This window comes from Pandoraea sp. 64-18 (genome assembly GCF_001899225.1).
GTDB lineage: Bacteria > Pseudomonadota > Gammaproteobacteria > Burkholderiales > Burkholderiaceae > Pandoraea > Pandoraea cepalis.
The window spans coordinates 98,392-123,286 of sequence record NZ_MKVU01000016.1 but is presented as its reverse complement, the minus strand read 5'-3'; the positions used below and the strand labels follow the sequence as shown (position 1 = coordinate 123,286).

Sequence of the window (24,895 nt, the reverse complement as noted above, 5' to 3'; positions counted from 1 at the left end):
TGCGCTCCTCACGCCTGAACCAGCGGGCCGGCGTTCTTGAGGTACTGTTCGCGAATCGCCTTCGCAGACCAGTACGCCAGCGCCGCCACCACGCCCGTGGGGTTGTAACCCATGTTCTGCGGGAACGCCGACGCGCCCATCACGAACACGTTGGACACGTCCCAGCTTTGCAGGTACTTGTTGACCACGCTGTTCGACGGGTTCGTGCCCATGATCGCGCCGCCGGTCGTATGCGTGCTCTGGTAGATCCGGGTGTCGTAGTGCGTGCCCTTCTTGCGGATCGCGCGGAACACCTTCTCCGGATTCATCGCGCGGCCGACCGCTTCCATGCGGTCGCCCATATAGCCCAGCATGGCGTACTCGTTGTCATGCCAGTCGAACGTCATGCGCAGCAACGGCACACCGTAGGCGTCCTTGTAGGTCGGATCGAGATCGAGACACGCGTCGCGATACGACATGACCGAGCCGGAAATGCCGATCGTCATGAACCGCTGATACGCGTCCGTCACACCCGCTTTCCACTTGCTGCCCCACGACGGTGTGCCCGGCACGCTCGGCGTCATCTTGATCGGGCGCCCGCCCGTGCGCACGTGACGGATGCTCGCGCCGCCGATAAAGCCCAGCGGCCCGTGGTCGAACTGGTCGCCATTCAGATCGTCCATCGACACGCCGCCCGCGCCCGTGCCGATGAATGGATTCAACTGCGTGCCCTTGGGCAGCAGCACGTTCACGGCGCCGTTCATCTGGTACGCATAGTTCTTGCCGACAACGCCCTCGCCCGTCTTCGGATCGTAGGGCTTGCCGATGCCGGAGAGCAACAGCAGGCGCACGTTGTGCATCTGGTACGCGGCCATGATGACGAGATCGGCCGGTTGCTCGACTTCGCGGCCTTGTGCGTCGATGTACGTCACACCCGTGGCCTTCTTGCCGTCGCTGTCGAGATTGACCTTGACGACGTATGAGTGCGGGCGCAACTCAAAATTGGGCTTCTTGAGCAACACCGGCAGAATGGTCGTCTGCGGCGATGCCTTCGAGTACATGTAACAGCCGTAGTTTTCGCAGAAGCCACAGAAGTTGCACGGCCCGAGACGCACACCGTACGGATTCGTATAGGGCTGAGAGGTATTCGCGGCGGGGGCCGGGTACGGATTGAAGCCGACTTCGCGGGCCGCCTTCTCGAAGAGCGTCGCGCCATAGGTGGTCTGTAGTGGCGGCGTGGGGAATTCGCTCGACCGCGCCCCCTCGCGCGGATTGCCGCCGGGCACGATCGTGCCGTTCAGGTTGCCGGCCTTGCCCGACGTTCCGAACACTTTCTCGGCGAAATCGAAGTGCGGCTCCAGCTCCTCATAGCTCACGCCGAAGTCCTGAATCGTCATGCCGTCGGGAATGAACTTCTTGCCGTAGCGTTCCTCGTAATGGCTGCGCAGCTTCAGCTCTTCGGGCAGGATGCGGTAGTGCATGCCATTCCAGTGGAAGCCCGCGCCGCCCACGCCGTTGCCGAGCAGAAACGAGCCGTTCTGGCGGTAAGGCACAGCGAGATCGTCCGGCGTATGACGAATCGTAACGGTCTCGCGGGCCAGCTCCTGGAAGAGCTTGCCGCGCACCGAGTATTCGAGTTCGTCGATGACTTTGGGGTACTGCGCGTCGGTGGGCGTGTCGCGCATCGCACCGCGCTCGAGCGCCACGACGTTGAGCCCGGCATCGGTGAGTTCCTGGCCGAGAATGGCCCCGGTCCAACCGAAGCCCACGATGACGGCGTCGACCTTGTCTTTCTTGATGGCCATGAATTAGCCCCGCTTTCCGGAAATCGACACGGGCCCATACGGGTACTTGACGTTCGGCTGATCCGCCCAGTCGAGGAAGTCGGCGCGCGCGCCGGGGAAGCCCACCATCTTCCAGCCCACCATGTCCTTGTTGCCGCCGTGGATCGGATCCGAGAAGAAACCTTCCTTCGTATTGGCGAGCAGATAGGAGAAGAACGTGCGCGCCGGCACGCTATCGAACTCGACCTTCGCGTGCTCCAGATCGCCGAGCACGGTCTCCTGCGTGGCGTGATCGAGCTCGGCAAATGCCTTGTTGTACTGCTTTTTGCAGTAAGCGTCGCACGCCGCAATGCCGTGACGATAGATGTCGCGCGGCACGAGACTCAACTGGTAGCCCATCTCGGGAGGCTGATCGGTATGGAATGGCCCCTGCATATACCAGAGCTTGCCGTGCCCGAAGGGCGTTTCCATCTGACGGTCGATGAACTGTGGCACGTCGGCTTGAAGCGCCCCCGGGCCGAGGTCGTCGGCGGGAATCAGGCGGTCGACGGCGGCATTCACAAAACGCCATTCGTCGGCGGTGAAGTACTTGGGCTCATAGGGCGTGGTGGATGCGGCGGGGGCGGCGGGCTTGTCGCTGCTGCAGGCGGACTGACTCAGCGTGGCACCGGTGGCGAGGGTCGTGGCGGGTACGATCGCCAGCACCTGACGCAAAAAGCGCCGGCGCGGTTCCTTGTCCTGTGACATGGGGTTCTCCGTTTTGTGGGGGACGAATCACGCATGACAGTCAAGCAATGGGTCGCCATGCGTGAAGAAAACCTGACAGGCTATTCGCTTCGCGTAGCGTTTTTTAACGCGACCATTCTACTGACAAGCCCCCCGCATGGCAAAACCAGTGTGTTGCGTAAGGCTCGCAAGCCGTTGATTAAAAAGGCTTGCCAATAATTAAAGTATTTACTATTACGCGCGCACGAAGCGTTTTGTCACATAAAATCCTTCGCGCGGCTTTAGCATGAAAAAGGCCGCTCCATGTTCCGGTAGCGGCCTGGCCTGCCTAATGCAGCCGTGGATTACTCTGGGATAGGCGGCAGTGCCGACAACGGCGGCGGCGGTGGTGGCGACAATGGCGGCGGCGGTGGCAGTGGCGACGGCGTCGCGTCGGCTCGAGCGCTGCCGACGGGTCCGTGTACGCCTGCAGCCTGTTCGCTCGGCGACGGCGCGGACACCATCGATCGAGCAAACATTGCCCGCAAGTGATGCTGCCTGCCCGGCTGCGCGTTGCAGAACGCCTCCGCAAAAATTTCGCGCCGGGAGCGTTGCGACGTCGCGCTGGCCAACGCCGGCGACCGTTCGGCTCGCATGACGCGCGCGTATTCGCTGCCGTCCGGCGCGACAAAGTGGGGCACGTCCGATGGGGTGCCTGACCTCACGAGGCTGGCGTAACCGTGCGCGTCCATCTCCGGTGCCTCGGAATCGTCGGAGTCCTCAGAATCGTCGAGCACAGGCTCGGCGGCGGGCTCGGCCAACGAGGGGCGAACGAGATCGGAAAACCGGGTGGCATCGATTGGATTGGCCGTAGTCCGACGCGACCGCTCACGACTCGGACTGCGTGGATCCGCGCCTGAGTCGAGTTCGTCGCCGAGCAGGCTGTCGTCGTGCGCAGGCGTTGGCGTGTCCGCCGGCGCGCGGTGCGTGTCGGACGGTGACAGGCCATCGTACACAGCGCGGGTGGCGGCCTTCCAAGTGTCGATGTCCAGCGCCCTGACGGCGAGCCAGGAACGCGCGGCGTCGCGTCCGCTGGATCTGGCGTCATTGAGCACGGTCGTGTACTCGTGCGCGCCAAACCCCCGGCTGCGAATCATCTTGAGCGTGACAGGCTGATCGGCCGGATAGCCAAGGAGGAGTGCCAGTCGGGCCGAATCATTGGCCGCCCGCGTCTTGTTCCTGGCGAACCAGGAGGTAGACGCAGCAGGTTTGAGGACCCAGTTGCCATCGCGCACCGCCAGGCGCAGCGGTACGTCGGCACCGCCGTTGGTCAGCTCGCGCTCCGCCTCGCGCGCCATGTCGTTCAGCGCGATCAGGGCGTTCAGTTCCGAACGCAGCAGATCGTCCTTCCTGCCATGCGAATTCATGGTCAATCGCGCCATCGCATCTCTGAGCGCAGCAAGGTCATCGCGATTTCTTAGCGCAATTTTCCTGGCGCTCCCGTCCGGCAACGACGGAATGGTCGCAGTCAGCTTGCCGACCTCATCGCTCAGACGCGCAATCTCGCCAAGTTGCGCGCGCACCGAGCCAGTGGCAAACGTTCGAACGAAACGGGTCGGCTCGGCGGGAATCCCGTGACGGACCCGCTGCATGGACGACGCACGGGCACGCTCGAAAGTCACGTCGGCGGCGACGGCGTCGGTAACCTGGGTGCGCCAGCGCCCAAGTCCCTCGCCGACGAATTTGGGCATCAGCGGGTCGGCGCGCAGGCGCTTGGCGTGAAGCACCTCGCGATCGCGCTCCCCGCACCATGTCCCCAGCGGAATGCCGCTGTTGGCTTGCGTGCTTCGCGGCCGCACGGGATAGGACTGCCAAGGCTTGCCGGTCGATCCAAGCGCCGACGTTGCAATCGATCCCAGTCTCTGAAAGTCCGAGCCGAAGCTGTTCCCATCATCAGGCGGCTTCGACCGGGTAATGGAAATGAGTTGCACCGGCGAGCCGCGCGATGCAGCGGAAATGGTTCCCATGATCGTCTCCAAGGTAAACAGACCGAATGGTCTTCAACCGCAAGGAGACTAGAGCGGTTTGCCGGGAAGCGATGTCGATTGTGTGGGAAGACTTCGTATTGTGGCACCGGCTCATCGTTTTCCCGCACGCAATGCGCGTGCACAACGACGGCGGTCAAGGCGTGGGCACGCGTTCACGCGTTACCCGCCCGCCCCCTCAGCGCCGGACCAGCAGCGCTTCGAGCAATGCCGCGCCGTCTCTGCCCTTGGCCGCATCGGCCCAGAGTCGATCGATCATGGCGCGATACATGCCAACGCCGTCGGGTGACGTGGTGATGGTGGCGATACCGGTACGCAGGTTCGGTAGTTCGCCCAGCCGGAACGGCGACACCGCCACATAGGCCTCGCCCTGCGCCTCGAAGATCTGGAACGACTCATTGGGCATGTTGTCGCTCACGATGCCGATCTGCACGCCCGTCGTGTCGGCCTCGAGAAACTCGACGATGCGCGCCACTTCGCGCCGCGCCGCCCGCTTGCGCTCGTGCTGCACCTCGGGAGGGAGTCCCAGCCGCCCCACGAGTCCGTGATGCAGAAACTGCTCGATCTGACGCAGCCCGATGAGGCTCGTCACCGCCAGCCGCTGGCGCGAGAAGCTCGACTTGCGCTCCTGCAAGATGTTCAGCACGCGATCGATCGTGTTCGTCCAGCGCTGGTCGGCTAGCGTGGGCGGTATGCTCTCGTCGAGCATGTGGCGCAGCCAGACGTCGTAGTCTTCGGACGTCAGCAGGAACGAAATGGGATCGAAATGTGCGACGATGCGCTCGGAACGGCGCTCCAACTGGCGCATGCGCTCGAAGTAGCTGACTGCCGAGTCGTGATATTCGACTTCCACGCCCAGCAGATTCGCGAGCGACACGCCCAGCAATGCCGCGAGACGCTCGAGGGTGTCGATCTTGACGATCTCGCCGCGTTCGAGCTTGTAGATCGCCGCGCGTGAGATATCGAGCTGCTCCGCCACATCCTCGCTACGCAGCTCCGCAGCGATCCGGTAGGCGCGCAATCGTTCTCCGATGGCTCGGAAATTGAAACGCGCGCCTCTTGGCGCGCGGGATGTCGTCGCAACGCGATTCAAATCGTCCCCTTTCGGATGCCCATGCGCCGCGCGGCGGATCGCGCCGCGCCCACATCGCAGAGCGGCGATTATACCGGGCGCTCGCATGCCTCGATGCGGCTTGCACGCCCGTCGGCGACGCACTCGCCCCGGGAAAGGAGGCTGCCGCGCGCTTGCCCGGCCGGCTGCGCCGTGACAAGGCGAGCGCCGCCTACGGCGCCAGCGCGATGACCTCGGCCACCGCGGCCGTCAGTTTCTTCGCGTAAGGTACGTGCAGGAATTCGTTCGGGCCATGCGCATTCGACTTCGGTCCGAGCACGCCGCACACCATGAACTGTGCCGACGGGAAACCCGCCTGCAGTGTATTCATCAACGGAATGGTACCGCCCTGCCCGATGTACGCCACGTCTTCCCCATAGTGCCGTTGCGACGCCGTGTTCAGTGCCGACGTGAGCCACGGCGCAACGTCGGGCGCATTCCAACCGGAGGCCGCACCGGCGTCCGGCTTGAACGTCACCCGGGCGTTGTAGGGCGGATCGAGTTCCAGCAGCGATTTGAGTTCGGCCACCGCCTGCGCGGCGTCGACGAGCGGCGGCAGACGCAGCGACAGCTTGAAGGCCGTGCGCGGACGCAGCACGTTGCCTGCATCCGACAGCGCCGGCAGTCCCGCCGCCCCGGTGACCGACAGCGACGGGCGCCACGTCGAATTGAGCAGCGCCTCCTTCGGATCGGTCGTGGTCGGCAATACCGACAGGCCGTCCTGACCGCACGCCCACGGCATCTTCTTCCAGACTTCGTCGCCAAGAATGCGCGCCGTCGCTTCCGCCTCCTTCAGGCGCTGCAACGGAATCGGCGTATGAAAGCCCTGCGGCAGCACGTTGCCGCTGCCCGCGTCTTCCAGACGTTCGAACAATTGACGCATGATGCGAAAACTCGACGGCGCAATTCCGCCATAGCCGCCCGAATGAATGCCTTCGTCGAGCACTTGCACTTCGAGACTGCCGGAGATCAGGCCGCGCAGCGATGTCGTGAGCCACAACTGATCGTAGTTGCCTGCGCCCGAATCCAGGCAGACGACCAGTCCGACACGGCCCAGTCGCTCACGCAGCGCGTCGACGTAAGGCAGCAGGTCGTAACTGCCCGACTCCTCGCACGTCTCGATGAGACCGACGCAGCGCGGGCGCGCCACGCCCTGAGCATCGAGGGCCGCGAGCGCCGTCACGCTGGCATAGATGGCGTAACCGTCGTCGGCCCCGCCCCGACCATAGAGCTTGCCGTCTTCAAACTTGGGCGTCCACGGGCCCAGGTCGCGACGCCATCCGTCAAACTCCGGTTGCTTGTCGAGGTGGCCGTAAAGCACGATGGTTTCGTCGCTGGCCGAGCGCGTGGCGGGGGCCTCGAAGAAGATAACCGGCGTGCGTCCGTCAAGACGAATCACTTCGAGCTTCAGCCCCTTCACCGGCTGGCGTTCGGCCCATTGCGCGGCGTCGCGCACGACGCGATCGATGTATCCATTGCGTGCCCAGTCGGCGTCGAAGCCCGGGCTCTTGGCCGGCACGGCGATGTAGTCGGTCAGCGCGTGCAGGATGTCTTCGTTCCATTTACGATCGACGAATTCGCGCAAGGCAGCGGTGTCGAGCGACGGCTGAGTCCGGGTGACGATGTCGTTCATGGGGGGCGTCCTTAGGGAGGGCTTGTTCGATGTGGCGGACCGGGCCGTGCAGATTGAAGGGGGCGCGAGGCGCCATCCGGAGCACTCGTCGGGAGCGGCAGCGGGCCGTATCCGTATCCGTATCCATATGGCGACATCATAGCCATTCCCGCGGGCGGTGGCGACCGACCTGAAGGCGCCCGTCGCGGCGACCGCCGTCACAGGTCGGCGGGTCGGTAGGTCGCTCGGGGCCGCAGCATGAACGCTTGCTCCCGCTGCTCGATCGCGTGAGCACACCACCCACTGGTTCGCGCCACCATCCATAACGCGGCAGCGCTGCCGCCGGGCATGCCCACCGACTGCGTCAATGCTACGAGGGCAAGCGCCAATCCGGGGGAAAGCTGAAGGCGTTCATGCGCATCGGCGAGCAGTCGGGACATCGCTTTGGCCCGGCCGACGTTGTGAGCGTGTTCAGCGGCCAATCCCAACAAGACCTGCGCGCGCGGATCTCCATTAGGGTAAAGCGGATGATTGAATCCGTACAGCGACTTTCCTTCGGTTCGGATCTGGTCAAGGTGATCGTCATGGGTCTCACCAGACAAGTGGGCGACCAATGTCCGTTCCACGACATGTGTGGCACCACCGACCGAAGTCCCCAGATGCGTGCAGATCGCCGCCGCGACGCTGTTGAAAAGCGGCGCAGACGTGGATGCTGCCGCGCGTGCGGCCAGTGTGGCAGGCGTGAGTTCGTGATCGGCGCAAATAATCAGCAAGGCATTGATCGCTTTGATCGCATTGCGCGTTGCTCTCGCGCCGCTGGCCCGCAATGCCCATGCGGCTATTCGCTCGTTCGGTCGACGGGGAACGTAGGCTCGCGCGTTCGATAGAAATCCAAGGCATCCGACAAGCGCATGGTAGACCCGTTGTACGCTGCCAAAATCTTCTTGCGTGCGTTGCGGCGCATCCGGTGTCTCATGCCCACACAGGGTGAGTACGCACATCGCCATCAAATTTCCAATGTCGTCGGGCGGTCCCAGTTCAGCATGCAGTTGTAGCAATGCGTGCAGGCGATCCGGAATCTCAAGCATTGGCCAGGGTTCCGCCGAGGGGTTCCACGCGCCCGTCACGAGGAGTTCGGCAACGGCCTCGAAGGGGCAGCCCTGCGTCGCCAATTCCAACGCGGCATGGTCGCGGTAGCGCGGACCGTGCTCGTCGATCCGCGTGATCGATGTGGCAACGATCGGTTCGCCCCAGTGCATCGACGTCGCTGCTGTCACGGCACGCGGCACTCGCCCGCGTCCGCGCACGACCATCGCGTCAACGTCAGCGCGGGCGTAGAGGTGTCGATGCGTCCCCGGGACCGGGATGCTCTGTATTTTTCCACGACTCACGTAGGAATAGAGCGTCTTTGCCGTCACGCCCAGCGCACTGAGGGTTTCGTCCCGAGACAAGTAGTCATGCCGATACTTCATGGTCGATTATCAGAATCAATCTTGAGGCAACAAGGGGGGGTCCCTAGAATATTCACACATCGGCCACACCGCGCAACGGCCGGCAGAATAGTCCCGAGCGGGGACGAACGTCAATCGAAGGAGACCATGACATGCCCCCTGCAACCACAGCCTCGGCGGACAACGTCGTCGATGCCGAAAAGCCTGTAACGTGGAACGTCAACGATATTCCATGGATCCCCCTGACCGGCCTGTTTATCAACAAGTCCGGTTACAAAGCCGTCACCGAGCCCGCGTACACGAATGATGCCTACAGCATCGAGCTGACCAGTGTCGGACCGGGAGGGGCATCGCCCACCCACGTCGAGCCGCACGCGCATTTGTTCTATGTGTTGTCCGGCGTAGGCGAAGTGACGGTGGGTGACGAAACGTCTCCCGTCTGCGCCGGGTCCGTCAGCCCGATCTCTGCCGGCGTTGCACACTCGTTCCGAAATCTGGGCGAATCCGCGTTGGAAATGCTGGTCATTTACCATCCGCCTCGCGTTCGCACAAAGCCACCGATGCCGACGCTAAGGACGACAGTGACAGCACTTCGGCAAGAGGCCACGGGCATCATCCGCGTTGAACTGCGACCGGCAGACGGCACCGCTTTTCCCGCGTTCACGCCCGGCGCACACGTTGACGTTCGACTGCCCAATGGCATCACCCGGAGCTATTCCCTGACCAACGCGCCCGACGAAACGCACCGATACGTGCTGGGCGTGCTTGAGGTTCCAGAAAGCCGAGGCGGATCGCGCTACCTGCATCACGAATTGGAAGTCGGCGCCGAACTGATCATCTCCAACCCGCGAAACAACTTCCGCCTCGCCGACTCAACCGAGCGCGCCGTGTTGATCGCCGGTGGCATCGGCATCACGCCCTTGTTGTGCATGGCGCGTCACTTGCGCGTGCAAGGCCGCGATGTGGTGCTCGCCTATTGCGCGCAGACCCGAAAACACGCTGCCTTTGTCGACGATATTCTCGCGCTCGGCATCCCGGTAACGTGGCATTTCGATGATGAACAAGGCGCGCAATTCGACCTCGAGCGATACATGGCATCCCAGCCACGCGACGCCCACTTTTACGCTTGCGGCCCCGGTGGTTTTCTGGGGGCCTTCGAACGGGCGTGTCACGACCTGGGGATCCAGAACGGTCACATCGAGCGCTTCTCGGGCGGCACGCCTGCGGCCGAGCCTCGGTCATCGTACGCCGTCACCCTGAATCGGTCGGGAAGAATACTGAGCGTTGAGCCTGGTACAACGCTGTTGCAGACGTTGCTGAGCGCAGGGGTCGAAGTCCCGTACAGTTGCCAGGAGGGCGTGTGCGGTACCTGCAAGACCACAGTGTTGGCTGGCGAGCCAGATCATCGGGACTCGGTGCTAACCGCAACGGAACGCGCGTCCAACACTGTGATGACAGTGTGCGTCTCCGGTTGTCGCACGCCATCACTGCGACTCGATCTGTAGCCGGCGACGGCGACCGGTGTTGCCTGCCCTGTCAAACGCCGCATGCGTCAACGTTGTTGGGTGAATCAAGACCGCAGCGGCACGCCGATCCATGGCGCGCCCGTCGCAACGCTCCCCGCGGCCCAGGTTCCCTATTCGGCGCTTCGGCGCCTTGGCGCAGACGAACACACGCGAACGCGGGACTCGCAGCCGAAGCGAGTCACACCAGCGTTCTTGTGCCCCTCTGGCGGCACGCGACCGTGACGACCATCAGAGCCAGCGCCAGGCAATGGCGACGGCGCCGATGGCAATGCCAACGGAGATGACGACGCCAAACCATGCCAGTTGCGCACGCCGCGCCCGACGACGGCTCGATTCCGAAGTGTCGTAAAAACGACCCAATCCGCCCGAGTACAACTTTTCCCAGCGAATTTCCATGGCGCACCTCACAAATCAATCAAACCGGCCCGCGTGATAATCTTTTTTCTTCTTTATCGAAAATTCTGAGACGCAAGACAATTCGGATAAATCCGGGCAAATCCGGAACCCAGGACTACCCAAAATTCCGACACAGCGCCGTCGGTTCAAGATCGCACTATTCTTTCGATAACGCAATAGCGTGAACCCGCAGAATGCTGCGCCGGCGCCACGAGAGACCACGTCATCGACGATGGATATCAACGTGCTTAACGCGTTTTATCGCAGGCGGCTTCAAATCTTTAAGGGAAATGGCAGCGATTTGCCGCAATTCAGACGTGCCAGCCTTTCCGAAACGCCGTGCTCATGTAACAAAACGTTTCAAAACATCGCGGGTGTGCCGTTGCATCGGGTGATTGAAGCGGCGCGGCGAACGTGCCGAAACCTCCGTAGCATAAGCTCGGGAGGTGGCATAGGCTTGGAAGTCGTGGAAAAGCGTTAGCCGAAGCAACGCGGCGCGGCCGTCCGCCGGAGGCGGTGCCGCGCACGAAAAGGAAGATGGGTGACTTTAGCGTCCCAGGAAGGCCGCACCGACCGACAAGAGCACGAATCCGCCGACGCTACAGGCGATCGCGATTGTCAAAAGGCGTTGAAAGAGCTGCTCGCGCTCGCTCGCGCTGCGATGGGAACGGGGTGCATCGTGATGAATCGTTCCCCAACCACTCGAATACACTTTTTTCCAACGGATGTGCATAAGTTACCTCGCGTTGTTTAGTGTTCTTAGCCTTGCCCGCCATCGATTCACACTGTCGGAATCGACGAGACGCAGGGCTAGTATGCGCTTCGCCGAGCCGCCGTAAACCCCCCATCCGTGCTGCGTCGCCGCAAGCCAACGGCTTGATTTCGATGGATTCCGAGACGAGAGCAAGTGAGGTTGAAGACCGCTCCTCCGACGCAACTCGAGATTCATGAGATGACGTGTCAATGCGACACAATGTCGCAGGTGCGACAAGTTGTCGCGCAACCCGCATGGATCTTGGAATTATGGATTTCAACCGGTGCGACGGGGCCAGTCATGTCGCAGGTGTGACAGCGGTGGCCGGCCGGACGACCCGGGTGTTCGAAGCAGCGTAGGCGTGTCCGGTGCGCGGTATCGTGCAGCGCAACATCGATTATTCGAATAAGCGACAAAGCTGGGGTAAATCCGGGGGAAGGAAATGCGCCCCCCTCCCCGCCAGGGTCACGATTCGAACGGATTTTTCACCTGCCGCGCCGTCGTGCCGCCCGGCGCGCCCGCCTGGGCCGGCAGATCGGCGCGGGAGAGCGTCGCGACCACGGCGTCGAGCACCGCCTTGAGCGTCTGCGCCTGACGCAGCCCTTCGGCATCACGGCGAATCTCAAGATTGCCGAAGAGCGCGACGTGGTCCGTATGGTTTTCGACGTTCAGCTCACCCAGCGTGAGCGCGTCGGCATCATTGGCGAACGGGACGAACGCGTCATTGGCAGAAGACGACGTGGACATTCGGGACTCCTGAATCGAGGGATAGTCAGTCAGTTGAGATCGGCCGACGGGGTGGCCATCCTCAGTGGCGGTGCAAGGACAACGCCCGTGGCGATCGGCGTCGTGCTTAGCGAATGATCGTACGCAAGAAATCGAGCACCGTCTGCACCTCCCGATACGACGGCACGCTCGGATCACGCTTGCGCTTGCCGCCCGCCGCCTTGGGCGCGGGCAGGCGCATAGCCGTGCGCTTGACGTCCGACGGCATGCCCGGGAAGAAGTCGATGCCGGCGAGCGTCTCGAGTTCCGCCACGCTCACCACCGAATAATCGCTCGTGGCCTCGTTCGCCACCAGGTAGGCACCGGCCTGTTTGCGCTTCGGGTCGTAGACGACCTTGTAGAGCTGCGTGGGCACCATCACCCGATCGCCGACCTGCGTGATCGACTTGCCCTTGAACAGCGGGCCCGTAATGACGAACAACTCGCCCCGATCCTGCGCAAGCTTACGCACGCTCGACTCGATGCCCGCCCACAAATATCGATTGTTCTCACTGTTCTGCGGCACCATGTTCGACAGCGAAAAGCTTTCCGACTGCGCTTGCGCATCCGGCATGTCGGCCGAGGGCGCCATGTGCCCCCGGTCGTATCCCGAACGCACGTAATCGCGAAGCTCGGCCCGCTCATCGGCGGGAAGGCGAGATTCGGCATGGAAATTGTTGACGCGCGAGATCTGGCGCGCGTCACGCAAGCCCGCTGCGCTCAGGTGCTCGGCCGACCAGAGCGGGGTACGTGTCACCCCCGAATGCATGACACCGAACGCGCTGAAGCACACTTCGCGCACGTCGCGCTTCATGGCGGACAGGGTAATGTCGGGCGCGGTAGCGGCCCAGTAATGATCCCCGCAGGCCGAAGCGGCGGCGATTGCATGGCCCGACAAAGTCATGACGGACGTCACGACCCCGACTCGGGTAAGGGGGGCCAGAGAGGCGGCCAACTGCCCGGCCATCGCGCGCAAGCGGCTCGCGCGCACCGTGGTGACCGTCCATCGAGACTGCTTCATCGCACTGCTTACGGTAAGACGTGAGGGGGTGCGATTGTAGCGGATGAACCGCTATTCGGGGACGACACTGCTCACACCGTAAGCGGCGCATTGCAGGGTCTGGGCGGGACCGAGGTTGTCGCACTCGTCGGCGTGCGCACTCGGCAGCCACGCCTGCGCCAGGAACAGCACGCAGAGCACCAGCGCGAGCACGAGGAGCAGCGTCTTCATTGCGGCATCCGAGTTGGGATGCCGCATTGTATGCGGGGACGCCCCCACACAACCGGTCCGGCGCGCCCGAGAATTGTTTCGTATCGTTACCGCGCCGCGGGCTGGACGTTCGCCGCCATCACCCCCCGGACACCTCGCCTCGCAGCGCAACGAGCGCGGCCAACGGCTCGCTCAATGCGCCTTCGGCGCGCAGGCCGTCCACCACGCCAACACGATCGGGCATCGCGCGATTCTGCGACATCTTGAATTTGCCTTCGATGCGGCGAATCGGAATTTCCACGCCGACGATAGCGCGCAGCATGCCGTCGATGTAATCGGCCGGCGCCTCTTCCACCGCCCACGGCGCGGCACGCCGCTGCTCCTGCGACTGCGTGAGATCGCCGACGAGACGGCGCAACCACGAGGTATCGTCGATCACACGAGGTTGGCCCCACACATGCACCGCGGCGTAGTTCCAGGTCGGCACGACTTTGCCGTGCTCCGCCTTGGCGGCATACCACGAGGGGGTGATGTACCCTTGCGGGCCGGTAAATGCCACGAGGCAATCGTCGACACCGCGCAGCGCCGCAGCATGCGGATTGGCCCGCGCCAGATGCCCACGCAAGAGGCCGAACTCGCCTTCCTCCGGATACATTAGAAACGGAATCGAATCGGCGATCAGCCCCTGCGAACCGGCGCTGACGAGCAGGCCAAGCGGATGGGTGCGAATGAGGTCGTGCAGGATTTCAGGGCGATCCTCGGCAAAGGCGACGGGCTGGTACATCGACGACTCCGGACAAAAGCAGCGGGAAGGGAATGACGCCGAGCCTACGCCCTTCCATGGCCCTTGGCAAAGACCCAAAACCGATCATTTTCTTGGTGCCACAATACGGTCAGAGCGGCGCGGCGGCGGGGGCGAGTGCCTCGGGCACCCCGACGCTGGCATCGACGCCCGCGTTCTCCTTGAGCAGGAAGACCAGATGATGTCCGGCGAGCAGCTCGATGCGACGATCGCGTGCGAACTCTTCCACCCCATCGTCGAACGCCCCCGTGGTAATCAACATGCCACGGGCGGCGCCAATCTTCTGCATCTCGGCGAGCATGGTGCGCGCGGCGGCGATCTCCAGACGTGCGCCGTGGTGCATGTCGCGATAGACGTGCACGACAACGTCGCCCCCGAAAATCGGATGCGGATCCCACGCACGGCAGGTCAGCATGCCCGCCTGCTCGCCGGGCAGCAGCGGCGGCCCTTCGAAACCGTGCGAGCGCAGCAGGTGGAACATCACCTGCGTGAAGTCCTTGTCGGTGAGTGTCATCAGATTGAAGCGGCGGTCGACGGCGACGTCGGCGTCCGTGACGACCTTCGTCATGTCAACGCCGGCCACCGGCGCGACCGCCTCCAGCGCCTCGGGGCACGCTGATACGCGCGCCCCCAGCGCCGCCAAATGTTCCGCCGGATCGCCCTCGGCCAAGGTGAGCGCCGCGAAGTCGGCGCGCGCCACATGGACGCTCGCCAGACACACGCGGGTATCGCCATCGCTGGCGTACGCATTGAAGACGATGGCGTTCACCTGACGCAGCGGATCCGCCGAGAACAGCTCGTGCAGCGAGCGGAGCACGAGCTGGCGCAACGCGTTGGCATACACCTTCGCGCGGACCGCATCGCTTGCCGGCACGCCCTCCACGCGCCCCTGCGCGGCATGGTAGTGATAGTCGAACGCGACGGGCACAGCGGCGTCGAGCGTCGGCACGTCATAGCCGATGGCGAGCAGCTTGTGATTCTCGACGTAGTGCGCCGCGAGCGTCTGCGTGAACGCTTCGGGATACGGACTGCGGCTGAGCACGATGCGCGCATAGCCCGTGATGGCCGCCGCTTCGCCGCGCAACAGTGCCCCTTCGAAATCGGCCACCGCCGCGTTGTGACGTGCACTCTCGGCCCGTGCAGCTTCCGTGGCCTTTTGCTGCGCGATCTGGAGAATCATCGAACCCTGCGCTCGGCGAACCTTCGATGCCTCGTGCTCGCGTTCCGCATGCACGAACTCGCCACGCGCCTTGGCGACGGCTTGCTCGTAACGCCCCGACGCGCCCGGCATGGCCAGCGCGAGCCGGCCCGGCTTCTCGGGCGCGAAGGCTTCCCACTCGGGCTTGGGCAAAATCTTCGGGAGATGCCGGGTATCGAGCACCGGCGGCGTGGTGCTTGCGCGCAGGTCGGCCGGCGCAATGCGCAGATCGCGCGCGAGACCGTCGGCGAGCAATCGCTCCAGCCGCGCGACCTCCAGTTTGGCCTGAGCGCCCTGCGCGGCCGCTTCGGCTTGTCGCCACGCCACTTGCGTGCGCTCACGCGCAGCGGCGTCGGCGACCGGCGCCGCTTCCATGGCGCGCAATGCCTGATCCACGGCGCGGACTTCCGCCAGCGAGCGCGCCAGCGTTTGCGCATGCTGCTGCTCGCGCACGTGCGCGGCGCGCCAAAACTCACGCGCCAGACGATCAATGATGCTCTCGAATCCCCGGTTCACTACTGCCCCCGCAAGCGATATTGGTTTTGTTTTGTCAAGCCCACTACAACATCCACGACGATCGGAACGACGCCACTCGGTCCGCGCCACGCCGGAAGCGGAAATGCTCACGCAGCGTCGTCGTCGCCGTGGTGAACGCCGCCCCGTGCGCGTTTCGGCAGGTGCCACAGGAACGATGGGCAAAGGGGCCGGAAAACGGGGCCGCTTCATAGGCGTCCGCGCCGCACAGACAACGGCCTTTCATCACGCCCTCCCCCTGAAAACCGCCCGCTGTGCCTTGTGACATCAGGCTGGCACACGACTTTTACGTAGGGGACGATTGTAGGACGATGGCCGCTCGCCAAGCAAAGAATCTTTCGTTTCCTTGCCGGGCGAGCATCTCATGCGCGCAACACGGGTGCCCTGATCGTCATCAAATCGCAATGACGGCACAGACCGGCACATACGCCCCCCGTCCGGGGAAAACGTTGCCCCATTGTCATCAATGACGGTTACCATGGCGCGGTTTCGCCGACGGTCGATTCCGCCGGGGTCCACTCGGATCCGGTTCCATTTTTCTACCGACATCGCGTCATGAACGAGCTAGCGCCCGCCTCCGCCGCCCCTGCCGTCGCCTCGCTTTGCCTGCGTACCGCTTGGCTGAGCGCGTTCGCGTGCTTGTTGCTGGCACTGTTCGCCATCCCGTGGATCGACCGTCCGGTGGTGGACTTCGCGCACGTGCATACTCAAGGTACGCGGTGGATTCAGCACATAGCGGAGTTGCCCTCGCCGCTGTTTGTGCTGGCCTGGCCGACGTTTGGGATCGTTGGCGCCGCGCTCGTCTGGCGACACCGCCTCCCGGCGTGGGCGACGACGCTGTGGCTTGCGGCGGGTGCCGTAGGCGTTGGCAGCGTGCTCAAGCAAGGCCTGAAGTTCGCTTTCGGGCGGACGTGGCCGGCCACGTGGGTTCATGACAATCTGTCTTATCTGCGCGACGGCGTGTTCCAATTCCGGTGGTTCGGCGGCGATGGTGCCGCGTATGCGTCGTTCCCCTCGGGGCATCTCACCGTCATGCTGGCGTTCGCCACCGTGCTCGCGCTGCGACACCCTGCGCTGCGCTGGCCGTGCGCCGTTGCCGTTGTGCTGACGGCCTTCGGCCAGCTCGCCGCCGCTTATCACTGGACGAGCGATGCGCTCGCAGGGGCCGCGCTCGGCATCGCAGTGGGCACGATGTTTGTCGAGGCTTGGCAACGCTGGACCACTCGGCACGGGGTTGCGGTGTAGATGGATTGGCGGGCATGCCGTAGCGGCGCACCGCACGATTGCACTACACTTGAACCTGCTGCGCGCATCGCTCCCCATTGGAGAACGAGCGCGCTGTCTGCGCCGCCTCTTGCCCCTCAGTTTCGACGGAGCCTGTGATGACGACGTCCCTGATTCTCAATGTGATTGGCCCGGATCGTCCGGGTCTGGTCAACGCGATCGCCGATCGCGCGAGCACCGCCGGCGCCAACTGGCTGGAGAGCCGTCTGGCCAATCTGGCCGGCCAGTTCGCCGGCATCATCCACCTGCAAGTCCCCGACGAACACGCCGACGCGCTCACGCAAGCCCTGCAGGCGATGGAAACCCAGGGCCTGCGCATCGCCGTCACGCGCGCCCAGAGCGCCGCCGCCGACCCGGCCGCACGCGCGCTTCAGCTCGATCTCGTCGGGCAGGATCATCCGGGGATCGTCAGGGAAATCTCACACGTGCTCTTCTCGCGCGGCATCAGCATCGATGAACTCGCCACGGAATGCGTCGAAGGATCGATGTCGGGCGGCACGCTGTTTCGCGCGACTGCCCGCCTGCACGTTCCCGCGAGCGTCAGCACGGAATCGCTGCGCGAGACGCTCGAAAGTCTGGCCGACGACCTGATGGTCGATGTCGAACTCGATTCGCCTTCCGGTGCGTGAGCGCGCACCGATGAAGCGGGTCTTCCTGTTCTTCCTCGGGGCGGCCGTCGTCGTCGCCCTGCTCTCGCTGCTGCCCCTGCCGTTCGAGCGCCAGACCCACATCGTGAGCACGGTCACGGTGCAGGCGCCGCCGCAGGCCGTCTACGACTACGTGACCACGCCGGCCAATTGGCCGAAATGGCATCCGGCGTCGCTCGCCGTGCAGGGCGCGACCGATCACTCGCTCGTCGTGGGGGAAAAAGTCGCCGAAGAGTTTCGCCTCGCGGGACGTCACGGCATCATTCACTGGAAGGTCGTCGAGGCGAAGCCGCCGCTCGAATGGCGCCTCGAGGGCGAGATGAACCGACGTCCGTCGGGAGAAGTCCGCTACACGCTCACGCCCGACGGCACGGGTACGCGCTTCGAGCGCGACGTCGTCTATCGCACGCCGAATCTTCTGTTATTGATGCTCGATCCGATCTTCATCGGCCCGCGCATGCGCGCGGAGTCGGCGCAGGGCGCGAAGCAACTCGAACAAATCTTCGCGACCGCGACGGCCGACACCCCCGCGCCGGCGTCGATGTCGTCGGTCGCCACAAGTTCCGCGCAGGCCCACTAGCGGTAGGTGTCGTGATGGCTCGGGGTGGCGTCGTGGTGTCGTAGCGTGCCAGTGGCGTGGTGGCGCGGCGCCGAGGCGTCTCGGTGTCGCCTCGCAGCGCCCAGCCTACTCGTTGAACGTGGCCGCCATCGCCTCGGCCGCCGCCTGAAGTTCCGGCAGAAACGTCATGAGCGCGTCAAGCGTGCGGCGCTGCGCGCTCGCCTGCACCGCGATGGCCGCGCACGCGCGATTGCGGTCGAGCATCACGGGCACGGCCACGGCGATCATGCCCGGCACATGCTCTTCGTTGTTGGTGCCGACCCGGCGCTTGCGCGTCTCGCTCAACTCCTCGCGCAAGTCCTCGAGATCGGTGATGGTGTTCTCCGCACGCGGTCGCAGCGGCAGATGCGCGATCAACTTCTCGCGGCGCGCGCGAGGCAGGAACGCCAGCAGCAGCTTGCCGCTCGCCGTGCAATGCAACGGCACACGCGAGCCCGGCGCGAGCTTGAGCTGACGCGACCAATCCGTCTCGACTCGGTCGAGGTAGACCAGGTCGTCGCCCGAGAGCATCGACAGATTGCACGTCTCACCCAGCTTGTCGACCAGTTGCTGAAGAATCGCATGGCGCGCAGCCGCAGGGCCGACGTGCATCAACGCATTGACGGCCATCGCGCGCACCCGCGACGACGGCTCGTAATGCCGACTGCCGGCTTCGCGCGACACGAGAAACGCCGCTTCGAGCTGCTTGAGAATGCGATGCACCGTCTGCTTGGGCAGACCGATGGCGGCGACAATTTCCGCCAAGGTCATTGGCGTGCCTGACGCACTGAGAATTTCGAGAATGCGAAATGCGCGGACGGCCGCGGCGTTCGACTGATTGCTCATGTCGGTACTGGGGTCTCGGGGTCGAGTTGTGTTCTGAATCGTTATCGCTCGCGGCGGTCTCCCTGCTGCTCAACGTCGACACGCCACCGCCCCAGCCCGCTCCCAAGCTGCCACGCCGCCATGCCGTCGCACCGCGACGTCCCGTTTTCCGCATTCTAGTGCCAATCGGCCTTCGTTGACGATTGGAGACAAACCCGGAGATATGCCAAATACCGGATATCGACTGCCGACTGCCGACCGCCCACCGACGGCAGGCGACGACCCAGCCTGCCGCCGGTCGTCCACCGTCGCCCCGCTCGCTACCGGCATGCCAGGGTCGCGACCGCGGCGGCGACCCCCGACGGTGCCGCTCAGGCCTTGCCCGACAACACGCGCAACCGATGAATCAGGCTCGAGGTGTCCCAGCGCGAACCGCCGAGCGACTGCACATCCCCATAGAACTGGTCGACGAGCGCCGTGACCGGCAGCGACACGCCGTTGCGCTGTGCTTCGGCCAGGCAGAGACCCAGATCCTTGCGCATCCAGTCTACCGCGAAGCCGAAATCGAACTTGCCGTCGATCATCGTCTGCCCGCGATTGTCCATTTGCCAGCTCGCTGCCGCCCCTTTGCTGATGACGTCGAGCACGAGCGGCATGTCCAGACCGGCACGCTGGCCGAAGTGGATCGCTTCCGACAGTCCCTGCACGAGACCGGCGATGCAGATCTGATTGACCATCTTGGCCACCTGCCCCGCGCCGGCCTCGCCCACGCGCGTGACGGCTCGGCCGTAGGCGCCCAGCGTCGGGGCCACCCGGTCGAACGCCGGCGCGTCGCCGCCGCACATGATCGTCAGCACGCCGTTCCTGGCACCGGCTTCGCCACCCGAGACGGGGGCGTCGACGAAGTGCAGCCCCTTCGCGCGCGCGGCGGCGTAGAGTTCGCGTGCCACGTCGGCCGAGGCCGTTGTGTGGTCGACGAAGACGGCGTTCGCCTTCATGCCGGCGAAGGCGCCGTGCTCACCGAGCACGATACTGCGCAGGTCGTCGTCATTGCCGACGCAGGCGGCCACGATATCGGCGTCGCGCGCTGCCTCGGCCGGCGTGGCGGCGGCCGCACCGCCATACTCGTTGGCCCATTGCTGCGCCTTGGCGGCCGTGCGGTTATAGACCGTGACCTGATGACCGGCACGTTGCAGATGACCGGCCATGGGATAACCCATCACGCCCAGGCCGAGAAACGCGACACGGACAGACGTTGCTTGCGATGAAGGGGAAGTCAATTCGAGGGCCTCGCAGGTTGATTCGCTATGAGGGAACCCAGGGGCGCACGAAGCAGGGGGCACCCGCGGGGTCCTGTCTGAAATTCAGGGGGCTTGCGAGCCACCATTATAAAGATGGGCAGCCCTCGGGCGCCAGCGCAATCCCCCGCCACACGGGGGATCCGCGCAAATTGGCCCCAGTTTGGTGCGCCGCGGGGCTTTCAGTAATTCCCCGTAAACATGAGGCCATCGTTACCGTTTGAAAAATTGTGTTTCCGTGACTGGCGTTGGTCTCAGGTTCCGCTACAATGCGCGGCATGGCTGATTTTGATACCTGTTGGTCAATTCGCGTTTACTACGAGGACACGGACGCCGGAGGCGTCGTCTTCTATGCCAACTATCTGAAATTCTTTGAACGGGCCCGAACCGAGTGGCTTCGTTCGCTCGGCATCGAGCAGCTCGCGCTGGCCCGCGAAACCGGCATGATTTTCATTGTGCGTGCAACCGCACTCGACTATCTGGCCCCCGCCCGGCTGGACGATCTCCTCACCATCAAAAGCCGCATCGAGCGCGTTGGCGGCGCCTCTGTCGATTTTCACCAGGAAGCCTGGCGAGACGCGCCGGACGGCAGCAGCGAACTGTTGGTGCGCGGCAGCATCAAAATCGGCTGTGTGGCGGCCAACACGCTGCGCCCAGGCAAGATTCCCGCGAACGTGCGCCTCGCCATGCTGTCGGCCGCCGCAGCGGGTGAGCCGCCCCGTTCGGCAGCCGCCTGAAGCCAACAACAAGAATTCCGGTCAGTCAATAACCACACCATGCCCGATCAAGACCTTTCCATTATTTCGCTGGTCCTGCATGCCAGCGTGCTCGCTCAGGCCGTCATGGGCCTGCTGCTGGTGCTCTCGCTGCTCTCGTGGACCCACATCTTCCGCAAGATCTTCGCGATTCGCCGCGCCCGCACCCAGACCGAGCGCTTCGAACGCGATTTCTGGTCGGGTGGCGACCTTCAGGCGCTCTATCAAAGCGCGCTGAACAACCGTCATCAGACGGGGGCGCTCGAACGCATCTTCGAATCGGGTATGCGCGAGTACATCAAGGCGAGCGAGAAGGGTCTGCACGATCCGAGCGCCATTCTGGACGGCGCGCGTCGTGCGATGCGCGCTTGCTATCAACGCGAAATGGACTCGCTCGAAGCCAATCTGCCGTTCCTCGCATCGGTCGGCTCGGTGAGCCCGTACATCGGTCTGTTCGGCACGGTGTGGGGTATCATGAACGCTTTCCGCGGCCTGTCGAACGTGCAACAAGCCACGCTCGCCAATGTAGCGCCCGGTATCGCGGAAGCACTGGTGGCGACGGCCATCGGTCTATTCGCCGCAATCCCTGCCGTGGTCGCCTACAACCGCTTCGCCAACGACATCGACCGACTGTCGATCCGCTTCGAAAGTTTCGTCGAAGAATTCTCCAACATCCTGCAACGGCAGATTCACTAAGCACTCCGGGAGCGCCGAGACATGGCAGGTTCTATGCGCAACGCTCGCCGCGGCCGTCGCGCCATGGCGGATATCAACGTCGTACCGTACATCGACGTGATGTTGGTGCTGCTCGTCATTTTCATGGTGGCCGCGCCGCTGGTCGCGCCGTCGATCGTCAACCTGCCGAGCGTCGCCAACGCGAGCCCGCAGCAGCAGACGCCGCCCGTGGTCGTCAACATCGAAGCCGACAACCGGATGCTGGTGCGCTACAAGGACGGCGAGAACACCATCGAGCAGCGCATGGGCGCCGCCGATCTGACGGGGTTCCTGCAAGGACGCCAGGCCGCAAACCCGGATCAACCGGTCGTCATCGCCGCCGACAAGTCGGTGCGCTATGAAATCGTCATGAACGTGATGTCCGATCTCAAGGCCCAGGGCGTCAAGCGCGTGGGCCTGCTCGTCAAGCAGAAATGAGCCGCACCGCAGCCCGCACCGACCGTGCCAATCGCCCTATCGGCCCGCGCAACGATGAGCGGGGCACGGGTCGGGCATTTCTCCTCGCGCTGTTCATGCACGCGCTGCTGTTCGCGCTGCTCTTCTATGGCATGCGCTGGCAGAACAGTTCGCCGGCCGGGTCAGAGGCCGAGCTTTGGACACCGTCCGAAGTCGCGGAGCCGACGCCGCCCACGGTGACGCCACCGCCAACGCCCGCGCCGCCCGCCGTGGCCGCGCCGACGCCGCCGGTTGAAGACGCCGACATCGCCCTCCAGCAAAAGAAGCGCAAGCAGGAGCAGCAGGCCGCCGAGCAGGCACGCCTGCTCGAAGCGCAGCAGGAGAAGGCACGTCAGGAAGCGCTCAAGCAGAAGCAACTTGCCGAGCAGCAGGCAGCAGCCGACATCGCTCGCAAGAAGGCGGCGGAGGAAGCCGCCCGTCAGCAGAAGCTGGCCGACCAGAAGAAGGCCGACGAGTTGAAGCATCAGAAGGATGAAGCGGCGAAGAAGGCCGAAGCGCTCAAGCAGCAGCAACTCGTCGATGCACAGAAGAAGGCGGACGCCGAGAAGAAGGCCCAACAAGACAAGGCGGCCAAGGCCAAGGCCGCGCAGGAAGCGGCGGCACAAAAAGCAGCCGACGCCGCACGCGCGCAGCGTCTGGCGGCGTTGCGCGGGATGGCCGGAGGCACGGCCGGCGCGACCGGCAACGGTCTGGGCTCGCAGGCCGGCGGTACGGGCTCGGGCGCAGGCGGCACAGCGTCGGCGGGCTATGCCGATCGCGTGCGCGCGAAGGTCAAGCCGAACATTGCTTATGGCGGCGACACCACGGGCAATCCCACGGCCGTCGTCTCGGTACGTCTGGCGCCGGATGGCAGCGTGCTGTCCATGCAGCTGGTCAAATCGAGCGGCAATCCCGCCTGGGACGCCGCCGTGCAGTCCGCTATCACCAAGTCCGATCCATTGCCACGCGACACCAATGGCAAAGCCCCCCCGAGCGTCAACCTTCGCTTCAGCCCAAAAGGCTGAGAGTGTTGTCAAACGGGAACGATAACCGAGCGACGTGAGTCCATTTTCATCCGAGTGTGGTAAAAATGGCGCTTGCACCGCGTAACTGACCAATCGAACGCATGCGAATTTCCAGTCAATATGCATGGCGTGCGCTGGTGGCCACCTGGCTCACCGCAGCGTGCACGATCGCCCATGCGCAGACGCCGCTGACCGTTGACATTACGGGCGTCGGCACCAACCGTTACCCGATCGCCGTGTCCAATTTCAAGGGCGCCGCGCCGACGGACATCGTGTCCGTCGTCAAGGCCGACCTGAGCAACAGCGGGCGCTTCAATCAGATCGATACGGGCGGCGCCGCCGTCGGCGTGGACGATTCGGTCGATCTCGGCACGTGGCGCGCCAAGGGGGCGAATGCCTTCGTCTCGGGCACGATCGTCCCCGCGGGCAACGGCAACTTCCAGGTCAGCTTCCGTTTATACGATGCCGTGAACGGACAACCGCTCGGCGGTCTGGCCCTCACCTCGTCGGCCGCGAACTTGCGTCTGACGGCGCACAAGATCGCCGACTACATTTACCAGAAGCTGCTGGGCGACCGCGGCGTGTTTGCCACGCGTCTGTCCTACGTGTTGCACAGCGGCAACCACTACCAGTTGCAGATTTCGGATTCCGACGGCCAGGATGCGCGCGTTGCGCTCAACAGCCGCGAGCCGATCATCTCACCGGCCTGGTCGCCGGATGGCACGAAGGTCGCCTACGTCTCGTTCGAGAAGCGCAAGCCCGTCGTGTACATCCACGATCTCCCGACCGGCCGTCGTGCCGTGTTGGCCAACGAGAAGGGCAACAACTCGGCGCCCGCGTGGTCGCCGGACGGCAGCAAGCTTGCCGTGGCCCTTTCGCGCGACGGCAACACCCAGATCTATCAGGTCAACGCCAATGGCGGTGGCCTCAAGCGTCTGTCGCGCAGCGGCGCGATCGACACCGAACCGCAGTATTCCCCGGACGGCAAATGGATCTACTTCACGAGCGATCGTGGCGGTGGTCCGCAAATCTACAAAATGCCGGCCGGTGGCGAAGGGGCAGGTGCTGCGCAGCGCGTGACCTTCAAGGGGAGTTACAACGTCAGCCCGCGAATCAGTCCCGACGGCAAGTTGCTCGCGTTCATTGCGCGACAAGGCGGCGGATTCAAACTGTGCGTGCAGGATATGAGTACTGGCGATGTTACGGCTCTGACCGACACCAGCCACGACGAGTCACCGAGTTTTGCCGCAAACGGCAAGTACATTCTTTATGCAACGCAGTCGGGGGGCCGCAAGGTTCTCGCGGCAGTCTCGGTGGACGGGCAAACCCGGCAGATTCTTCAGGTTCGGGGAGGGGAAGTTCGCGAACCCTCCTGGGGCCCTTTCATGCAATAACATCAACAGCAACATCAATCGGAGGCT

Annotated in this window: 25 protein-coding genes and 1 pseudogene; 11 read left to right on the top strand and 15 right to left on the bottom strand. The window is 64.1% G+C overall.

Translation table 11 applies throughout. From position 1 onward, the window contains the following. Positions 1 to 8: 8 nt before the first annotated feature. Positions 9 to 1,784 carry a GMC family oxidoreductase gene (locus BGP02_RS14155; protein ID WP_017235145.1) on the bottom strand — a complete coding sequence of 592 codons (1,776 nt, stop codon included), beginning with the start codon at positions 1,782 to 1,784 and terminating at the stop codon, positions 9 to 11. Positions 1,785 to 1,787: 3 nt separating this feature from the next. Beyond that, complete coding sequence (locus tag BGP02_RS14150) at positions 1,788 to 2,510, bottom strand: gluconate 2-dehydrogenase subunit 3 family protein (RefSeq protein WP_017235146.1); 723 nt, start codon at positions 2,508 to 2,510, stop codon at positions 1,788 to 1,790. A gap of 33 nt (positions 2,511 to 2,543) precedes the next feature. Between BGP02_RS14150 and BGP02_RS14145 the strand changes: the two genes are divergently transcribed. After that, complete coding sequence (locus tag BGP02_RS14145; RefSeq protein ID WP_157211532.1) at positions 2,544 to 2,708, top strand: hypothetical protein; 165 nt, start codon at positions 2,544 to 2,546, stop codon at positions 2,706 to 2,708. Positions 2,709 to 2,833: 125 nt separating this feature from the next. Here the strand turns inward: BGP02_RS14145 and BGP02_RS14140 are convergent, their stop codons facing one another. The 4 genes from BGP02_RS14140 to BGP02_RS14125 all read right to left on the bottom strand — a co-directional run bounded on the left by BGP02_RS14140 (position 2,834) and on the right by BGP02_RS14125 (position 8,495). After that, positions 2,834 to 4,495, bottom strand: a complete 1,662-nt coding sequence (locus tag BGP02_RS14140) for a hypothetical protein (protein ID WP_286798762.1) — start codon at positions 4,493 to 4,495, stop codon at positions 2,834 to 2,836. A 196-nt stretch (positions 4,496 to 4,691) separates the two neighbouring features. Then, the gene (locus BGP02_RS14135; protein ID WP_353744108.1) at positions 4,692 to 5,534 is read right to left on the bottom strand and encodes a helix-turn-helix domain-containing protein; all 843 of its coding nucleotides are present in this window, start codon (positions 5,532 to 5,534) and stop codon (positions 4,692 to 4,694) included. Positions 5,535 to 5,796: 262 nt separating this feature from the next. Further along, the gene (locus BGP02_RS14130) at positions 5,797 to 7,257 is read right to left on the bottom strand and encodes a M20 family metallopeptidase (protein WP_286798760.1); all 1,461 of its coding nucleotides are present in this window, start codon (positions 7,255 to 7,257) and stop codon (positions 5,797 to 5,799) included. 197 nt (positions 7,258 to 7,454) lie between these two features. Beyond that, a complete protein-coding gene (locus BGP02_RS14125) occupies positions 7,455 to 8,495 on the bottom strand; it encodes a citrate/2-methylcitrate synthase (protein ID WP_286798759.1) in 1,041 nt (346 codons plus the stop codon). Between the two features lie 344 nt (positions 8,496 to 8,839). Here BGP02_RS14125 and BGP02_RS14120 point away from each other — a divergent pair. Further along, positions 8,840 to 9,217: pseudogene (locus tag BGP02_RS14120) on the top strand (cupin domain-containing protein); the annotation flags it as partial. Positions 9,218 to 9,247: 30 nt separating this feature from the next. Further along, the gene (locus tag BGP02_RS14115) at positions 9,248 to 10,192 is read left to right on the top strand and encodes a PDR/VanB family oxidoreductase (protein WP_286798781.1); all 945 of its coding nucleotides are present in this window, start codon (positions 9,248 to 9,250) and stop codon (positions 10,190 to 10,192) included. Between the two features lie 249 nt (positions 10,193 to 10,441). Here BGP02_RS14115 and BGP02_RS14110 read toward each other — a convergent pair whose 3' ends face one another. The 7 genes from BGP02_RS14110 to BGP02_RS22435 form a co-directional block, all read right to left on the bottom strand. Further along, on the bottom strand, positions 10,442 to 10,609 hold the full coding sequence (locus BGP02_RS14110) for a hypothetical protein (protein WP_017235157.1): 168 nt from the start codon (positions 10,607 to 10,609) through the stop codon (positions 10,442 to 10,444). Positions 10,610 to 11,828: 1,219 nt separating this feature from the next. Continuing rightward, entirely contained in the window at positions 11,829 to 12,110 is a 282-nt protein-coding gene (locus BGP02_RS14105; protein WP_017235159.1) for a hypothetical protein, read from the bottom strand. Between the two features lie 106 nt (positions 12,111 to 12,216). Continuing rightward, entirely contained in the window at positions 12,217 to 13,149 is a 933-nt protein-coding gene (locus tag BGP02_RS14100; RefSeq protein ID WP_232424695.1) for a DNA/RNA non-specific endonuclease, read from the bottom strand. A gap of 51 nt (positions 13,150 to 13,200) precedes the next feature. Then, complete coding sequence (locus BGP02_RS14095; protein WP_017235161.1) at positions 13,201 to 13,359, bottom strand: hypothetical protein; 159 nt, start codon at positions 13,357 to 13,359, stop codon at positions 13,201 to 13,203. 118 nt (positions 13,360 to 13,477) lie between these two features. After that, complete coding sequence (locus BGP02_RS14090; protein WP_268567553.1) at positions 13,478 to 14,122, bottom strand: FMN-binding negative transcriptional regulator; 645 nt, start codon at positions 14,120 to 14,122, stop codon at positions 13,478 to 13,480. 109 nt (positions 14,123 to 14,231) lie between these two features. Further along, positions 14,232 to 15,854 carry a restriction endonuclease gene (locus BGP02_RS14085; RefSeq protein WP_017235163.1) on the bottom strand — a complete coding sequence of 541 codons (1,623 nt, stop codon included), beginning with the start codon at positions 15,852 to 15,854 and terminating at the stop codon, positions 14,232 to 14,234. Between the two features lie 43 nt (positions 15,855 to 15,897). Further along, positions 15,898 to 16,098 carry a GFA family protein gene (locus BGP02_RS22435; protein ID WP_442796461.1) on the bottom strand — a complete coding sequence of 67 codons (201 nt, stop codon included), beginning with the start codon at positions 16,096 to 16,098 and terminating at the stop codon, positions 15,898 to 15,900. 329 nt (positions 16,099 to 16,427) lie between these two features. On the opposite strand from BGP02_RS22435, the gene BGP02_RS14080 reads away from it, so the two are divergent. The 3 genes from BGP02_RS14080 (at position 16,428) to BGP02_RS14070 (ending at position 18,383) form a co-directional block, all read left to right on the top strand. Then, positions 16,428 to 17,117, top strand: coding sequence for a phosphatase PAP2 family protein (locus tag BGP02_RS14080; RefSeq protein ID WP_017235164.1), 690 nt, complete (start codon positions 16,428 to 16,430; stop codon positions 17,115 to 17,117). A gap of 137 nt (positions 17,118 to 17,254) precedes the next feature. Then, a complete protein-coding gene (locus tag BGP02_RS14075) occupies positions 17,255 to 17,785 on the top strand; it encodes a glycine cleavage system transcriptional repressor (protein ID WP_286798758.1) in 531 nt (176 codons plus the stop codon). Further along, entirely contained in the window at positions 17,754 to 18,383 is a 630-nt protein-coding gene (locus BGP02_RS14070) for an SRPBCC family protein (RefSeq protein WP_017235166.1), read from the top strand. Before BGP02_RS14075 ends, BGP02_RS14070 begins: the two co-directional genes overlap by 32 nt. A gap of 105 nt (positions 18,384 to 18,488) precedes the next feature. Here the strand turns inward: BGP02_RS14070 and BGP02_RS14065 are convergent, their stop codons facing one another. Next, positions 18,489 to 19,247, bottom strand: a complete 759-nt coding sequence (locus tag BGP02_RS14065; protein WP_017235167.1) for an IclR family transcriptional regulator — start codon at positions 19,245 to 19,247, stop codon at positions 18,489 to 18,491. A gap of 350 nt (positions 19,248 to 19,597) precedes the next feature. Next, positions 19,598 to 20,506, bottom strand: a complete 909-nt coding sequence (locus tag BGP02_RS14060) for an NAD(P)-dependent oxidoreductase (protein WP_286798756.1) — start codon at positions 20,504 to 20,506, stop codon at positions 19,598 to 19,600. Between the two features lie 296 nt (positions 20,507 to 20,802). Here BGP02_RS14060 and ybgC point away from each other — a divergent pair, with 296 nt between their 5' ends. From ybgC to tolB, 5 genes are all read left to right on the top strand, one after another. Next, the gene (gene ybgC / locus BGP02_RS14055; RefSeq protein WP_026132192.1) at positions 20,803 to 21,261 is read left to right on the top strand and encodes a tol-pal system-associated acyl-CoA thioesterase; all 459 of its coding nucleotides are present in this window, start codon (positions 20,803 to 20,805) and stop codon (positions 21,259 to 21,261) included. A gap of 39 nt (positions 21,262 to 21,300) precedes the next feature. Next, on the top strand, positions 21,301 to 21,975 hold the full coding sequence (gene tolQ / locus BGP02_RS14050) for a protein TolQ (RefSeq protein WP_017235170.1): 675 nt from the start codon (positions 21,301 to 21,303) through the stop codon (positions 21,973 to 21,975). 21 nt (positions 21,976 to 21,996) lie between these two features. Beyond that, positions 21,997 to 22,431 carry a protein TolR gene (gene tolR / locus BGP02_RS14045; RefSeq protein WP_026132193.1) on the top strand — a complete coding sequence of 145 codons (435 nt, stop codon included), beginning with the start codon at positions 21,997 to 21,999 and terminating at the stop codon, positions 22,429 to 22,431. Further along, the gene (gene tolA, locus BGP02_RS14040) at positions 22,428 to 23,474 is read left to right on the top strand and encodes a cell envelope integrity protein TolA (RefSeq protein ID WP_286798754.1); all 1,047 of its coding nucleotides are present in this window, start codon (positions 22,428 to 22,430) and stop codon (positions 23,472 to 23,474) included. The genes tolR and tolA overlap by 4 nt, the downstream gene beginning before the upstream one ends. A gap of 101 nt (positions 23,475 to 23,575) precedes the next feature. Beyond that, positions 23,576 to 24,868 (top strand): Tol-Pal system beta propeller repeat protein TolB, encoded by a 1,293-nt coding sequence (gene tolB, locus BGP02_RS14035; protein WP_017235173.1) that lies wholly within the window; start codon positions 23,576 to 23,578, stop codon positions 24,866 to 24,868. Positions 24,869 to 24,895 lie beyond the last annotated feature (27 nt).

Coding starts and splice junctions, on each gene's coding strand:
- BGP02_RS14095 (WP_017235161.1), bottom strand. CDS start 13,359: ATGAAGACGCTGCTCCTCGTGCTCGCGCTGGTGCTCTGCGTGCTGTTC.
- BGP02_RS14080 (WP_017235164.1), top strand. CDS start 16,428: ATGAACGAGCTAGCGCCCGCCTCCGCCGCCCCTGCCGTCGCCTCGCTT.
- BGP02_RS14100 (WP_232424695.1), bottom strand. CDS start 13,149: ATGAAGCAGTCTCGATGGACGGTCACCACGGTGCGCGCGAGCCGCTTG.
- BGP02_RS14155 (WP_017235145.1), bottom strand. CDS start 1,784: ATGGCCATCAAGAAAGACAAGGTCGACGCCGTCATCGTGGGCTTCGGT.
- BGP02_RS14150 (WP_017235146.1), bottom strand. CDS start 2,510: ATGTCACAGGACAAGGAACCGCGCCGGCGCTTTTTGCGTCAGGTGCTG.
- BGP02_RS22435 (WP_442796461.1), bottom strand. CDS start 16,098: ATGAAAGGCCGTTGTCTGTGCGGCGCGGACGCCTATGAAGCGGCCCCG.
- tolA (WP_286798754.1), top strand. CDS start 22,428: ATGAGCCGCACCGCAGCCCGCACCGACCGTGCCAATCGCCCTATCGGC.
- BGP02_RS14140 (WP_286798762.1), bottom strand. CDS start 4,495: ATGGGAACCATTTCCGCTGCATCGCGCGGCTCGCCGGTGCAACTCATT.
- tolR (WP_026132193.1), top strand. CDS start 21,997: ATGGCAGGTTCTATGCGCAACGCTCGCCGCGGCCGTCGCGCCATGGCG.
- BGP02_RS14090 (WP_268567553.1), bottom strand. CDS start 14,122: ATGTACCAGCCCGTCGCCTTTGCCGAGGATCGCCCTGAAATCCTGCAC.
- BGP02_RS14130 (WP_286798760.1), bottom strand. CDS start 7,257: ATGAACGACATCGTCACCCGGACTCAGCCGTCGCTCGACACCGCTGCC.
- tolQ (WP_017235170.1), top strand. CDS start 21,301: ATGCCCGATCAAGACCTTTCCATTATTTCGCTGGTCCTGCATGCCAGC.
- BGP02_RS14075 (WP_286798758.1), top strand. CDS start 17,255: ATGACGACGTCCCTGATTCTCAATGTGATTGGCCCGGATCGTCCGGGT.
- BGP02_RS14110 (WP_017235157.1), bottom strand. CDS start 10,609: ATGGAAATTCGCTGGGAAAAGTTGTACTCGGGCGGATTGGGTCGTTTT.
- BGP02_RS14125 (WP_286798759.1), bottom strand. CDS start 8,495: ATGCACTGGGGCGAACCGATCGTTGCCACATCGATCACGCGGATCGAC.
- BGP02_RS14145 (WP_157211532.1), top strand. CDS start 2,544: ATGACAGTCAAGCAATGGGTCGCCATGCGTGAAGAAAACCTGACAGGC.
- tolB (WP_017235173.1), top strand. CDS start 23,576: ATGCGAATTTCCAGTCAATATGCATGGCGTGCGCTGGTGGCCACCTGG.
- BGP02_RS14105 (WP_017235159.1), bottom strand. CDS start 12,110: ATGTCCACGTCGTCTTCTGCCAATGACGCGTTCGTCCCGTTCGCCAAT.
- BGP02_RS14070 (WP_017235166.1), top strand. CDS start 17,754: ATGTCGAACTCGATTCGCCTTCCGGTGCGTGAGCGCGCACCGATGAAG.
- BGP02_RS14065 (WP_017235167.1), bottom strand. CDS start 19,247: ATGAGCAATCAGTCGAACGCCGCGGCCGTCCGCGCATTTCGCATTCTC.
- BGP02_RS14115 (WP_286798781.1), top strand. CDS start 9,248: ATGCCGACGCTAAGGACGACAGTGACAGCACTTCGGCAAGAGGCCACG.
- ybgC (WP_026132192.1), top strand. CDS start 20,803: ATGGCTGATTTTGATACCTGTTGGTCAATTCGCGTTTACTACGAGGAC.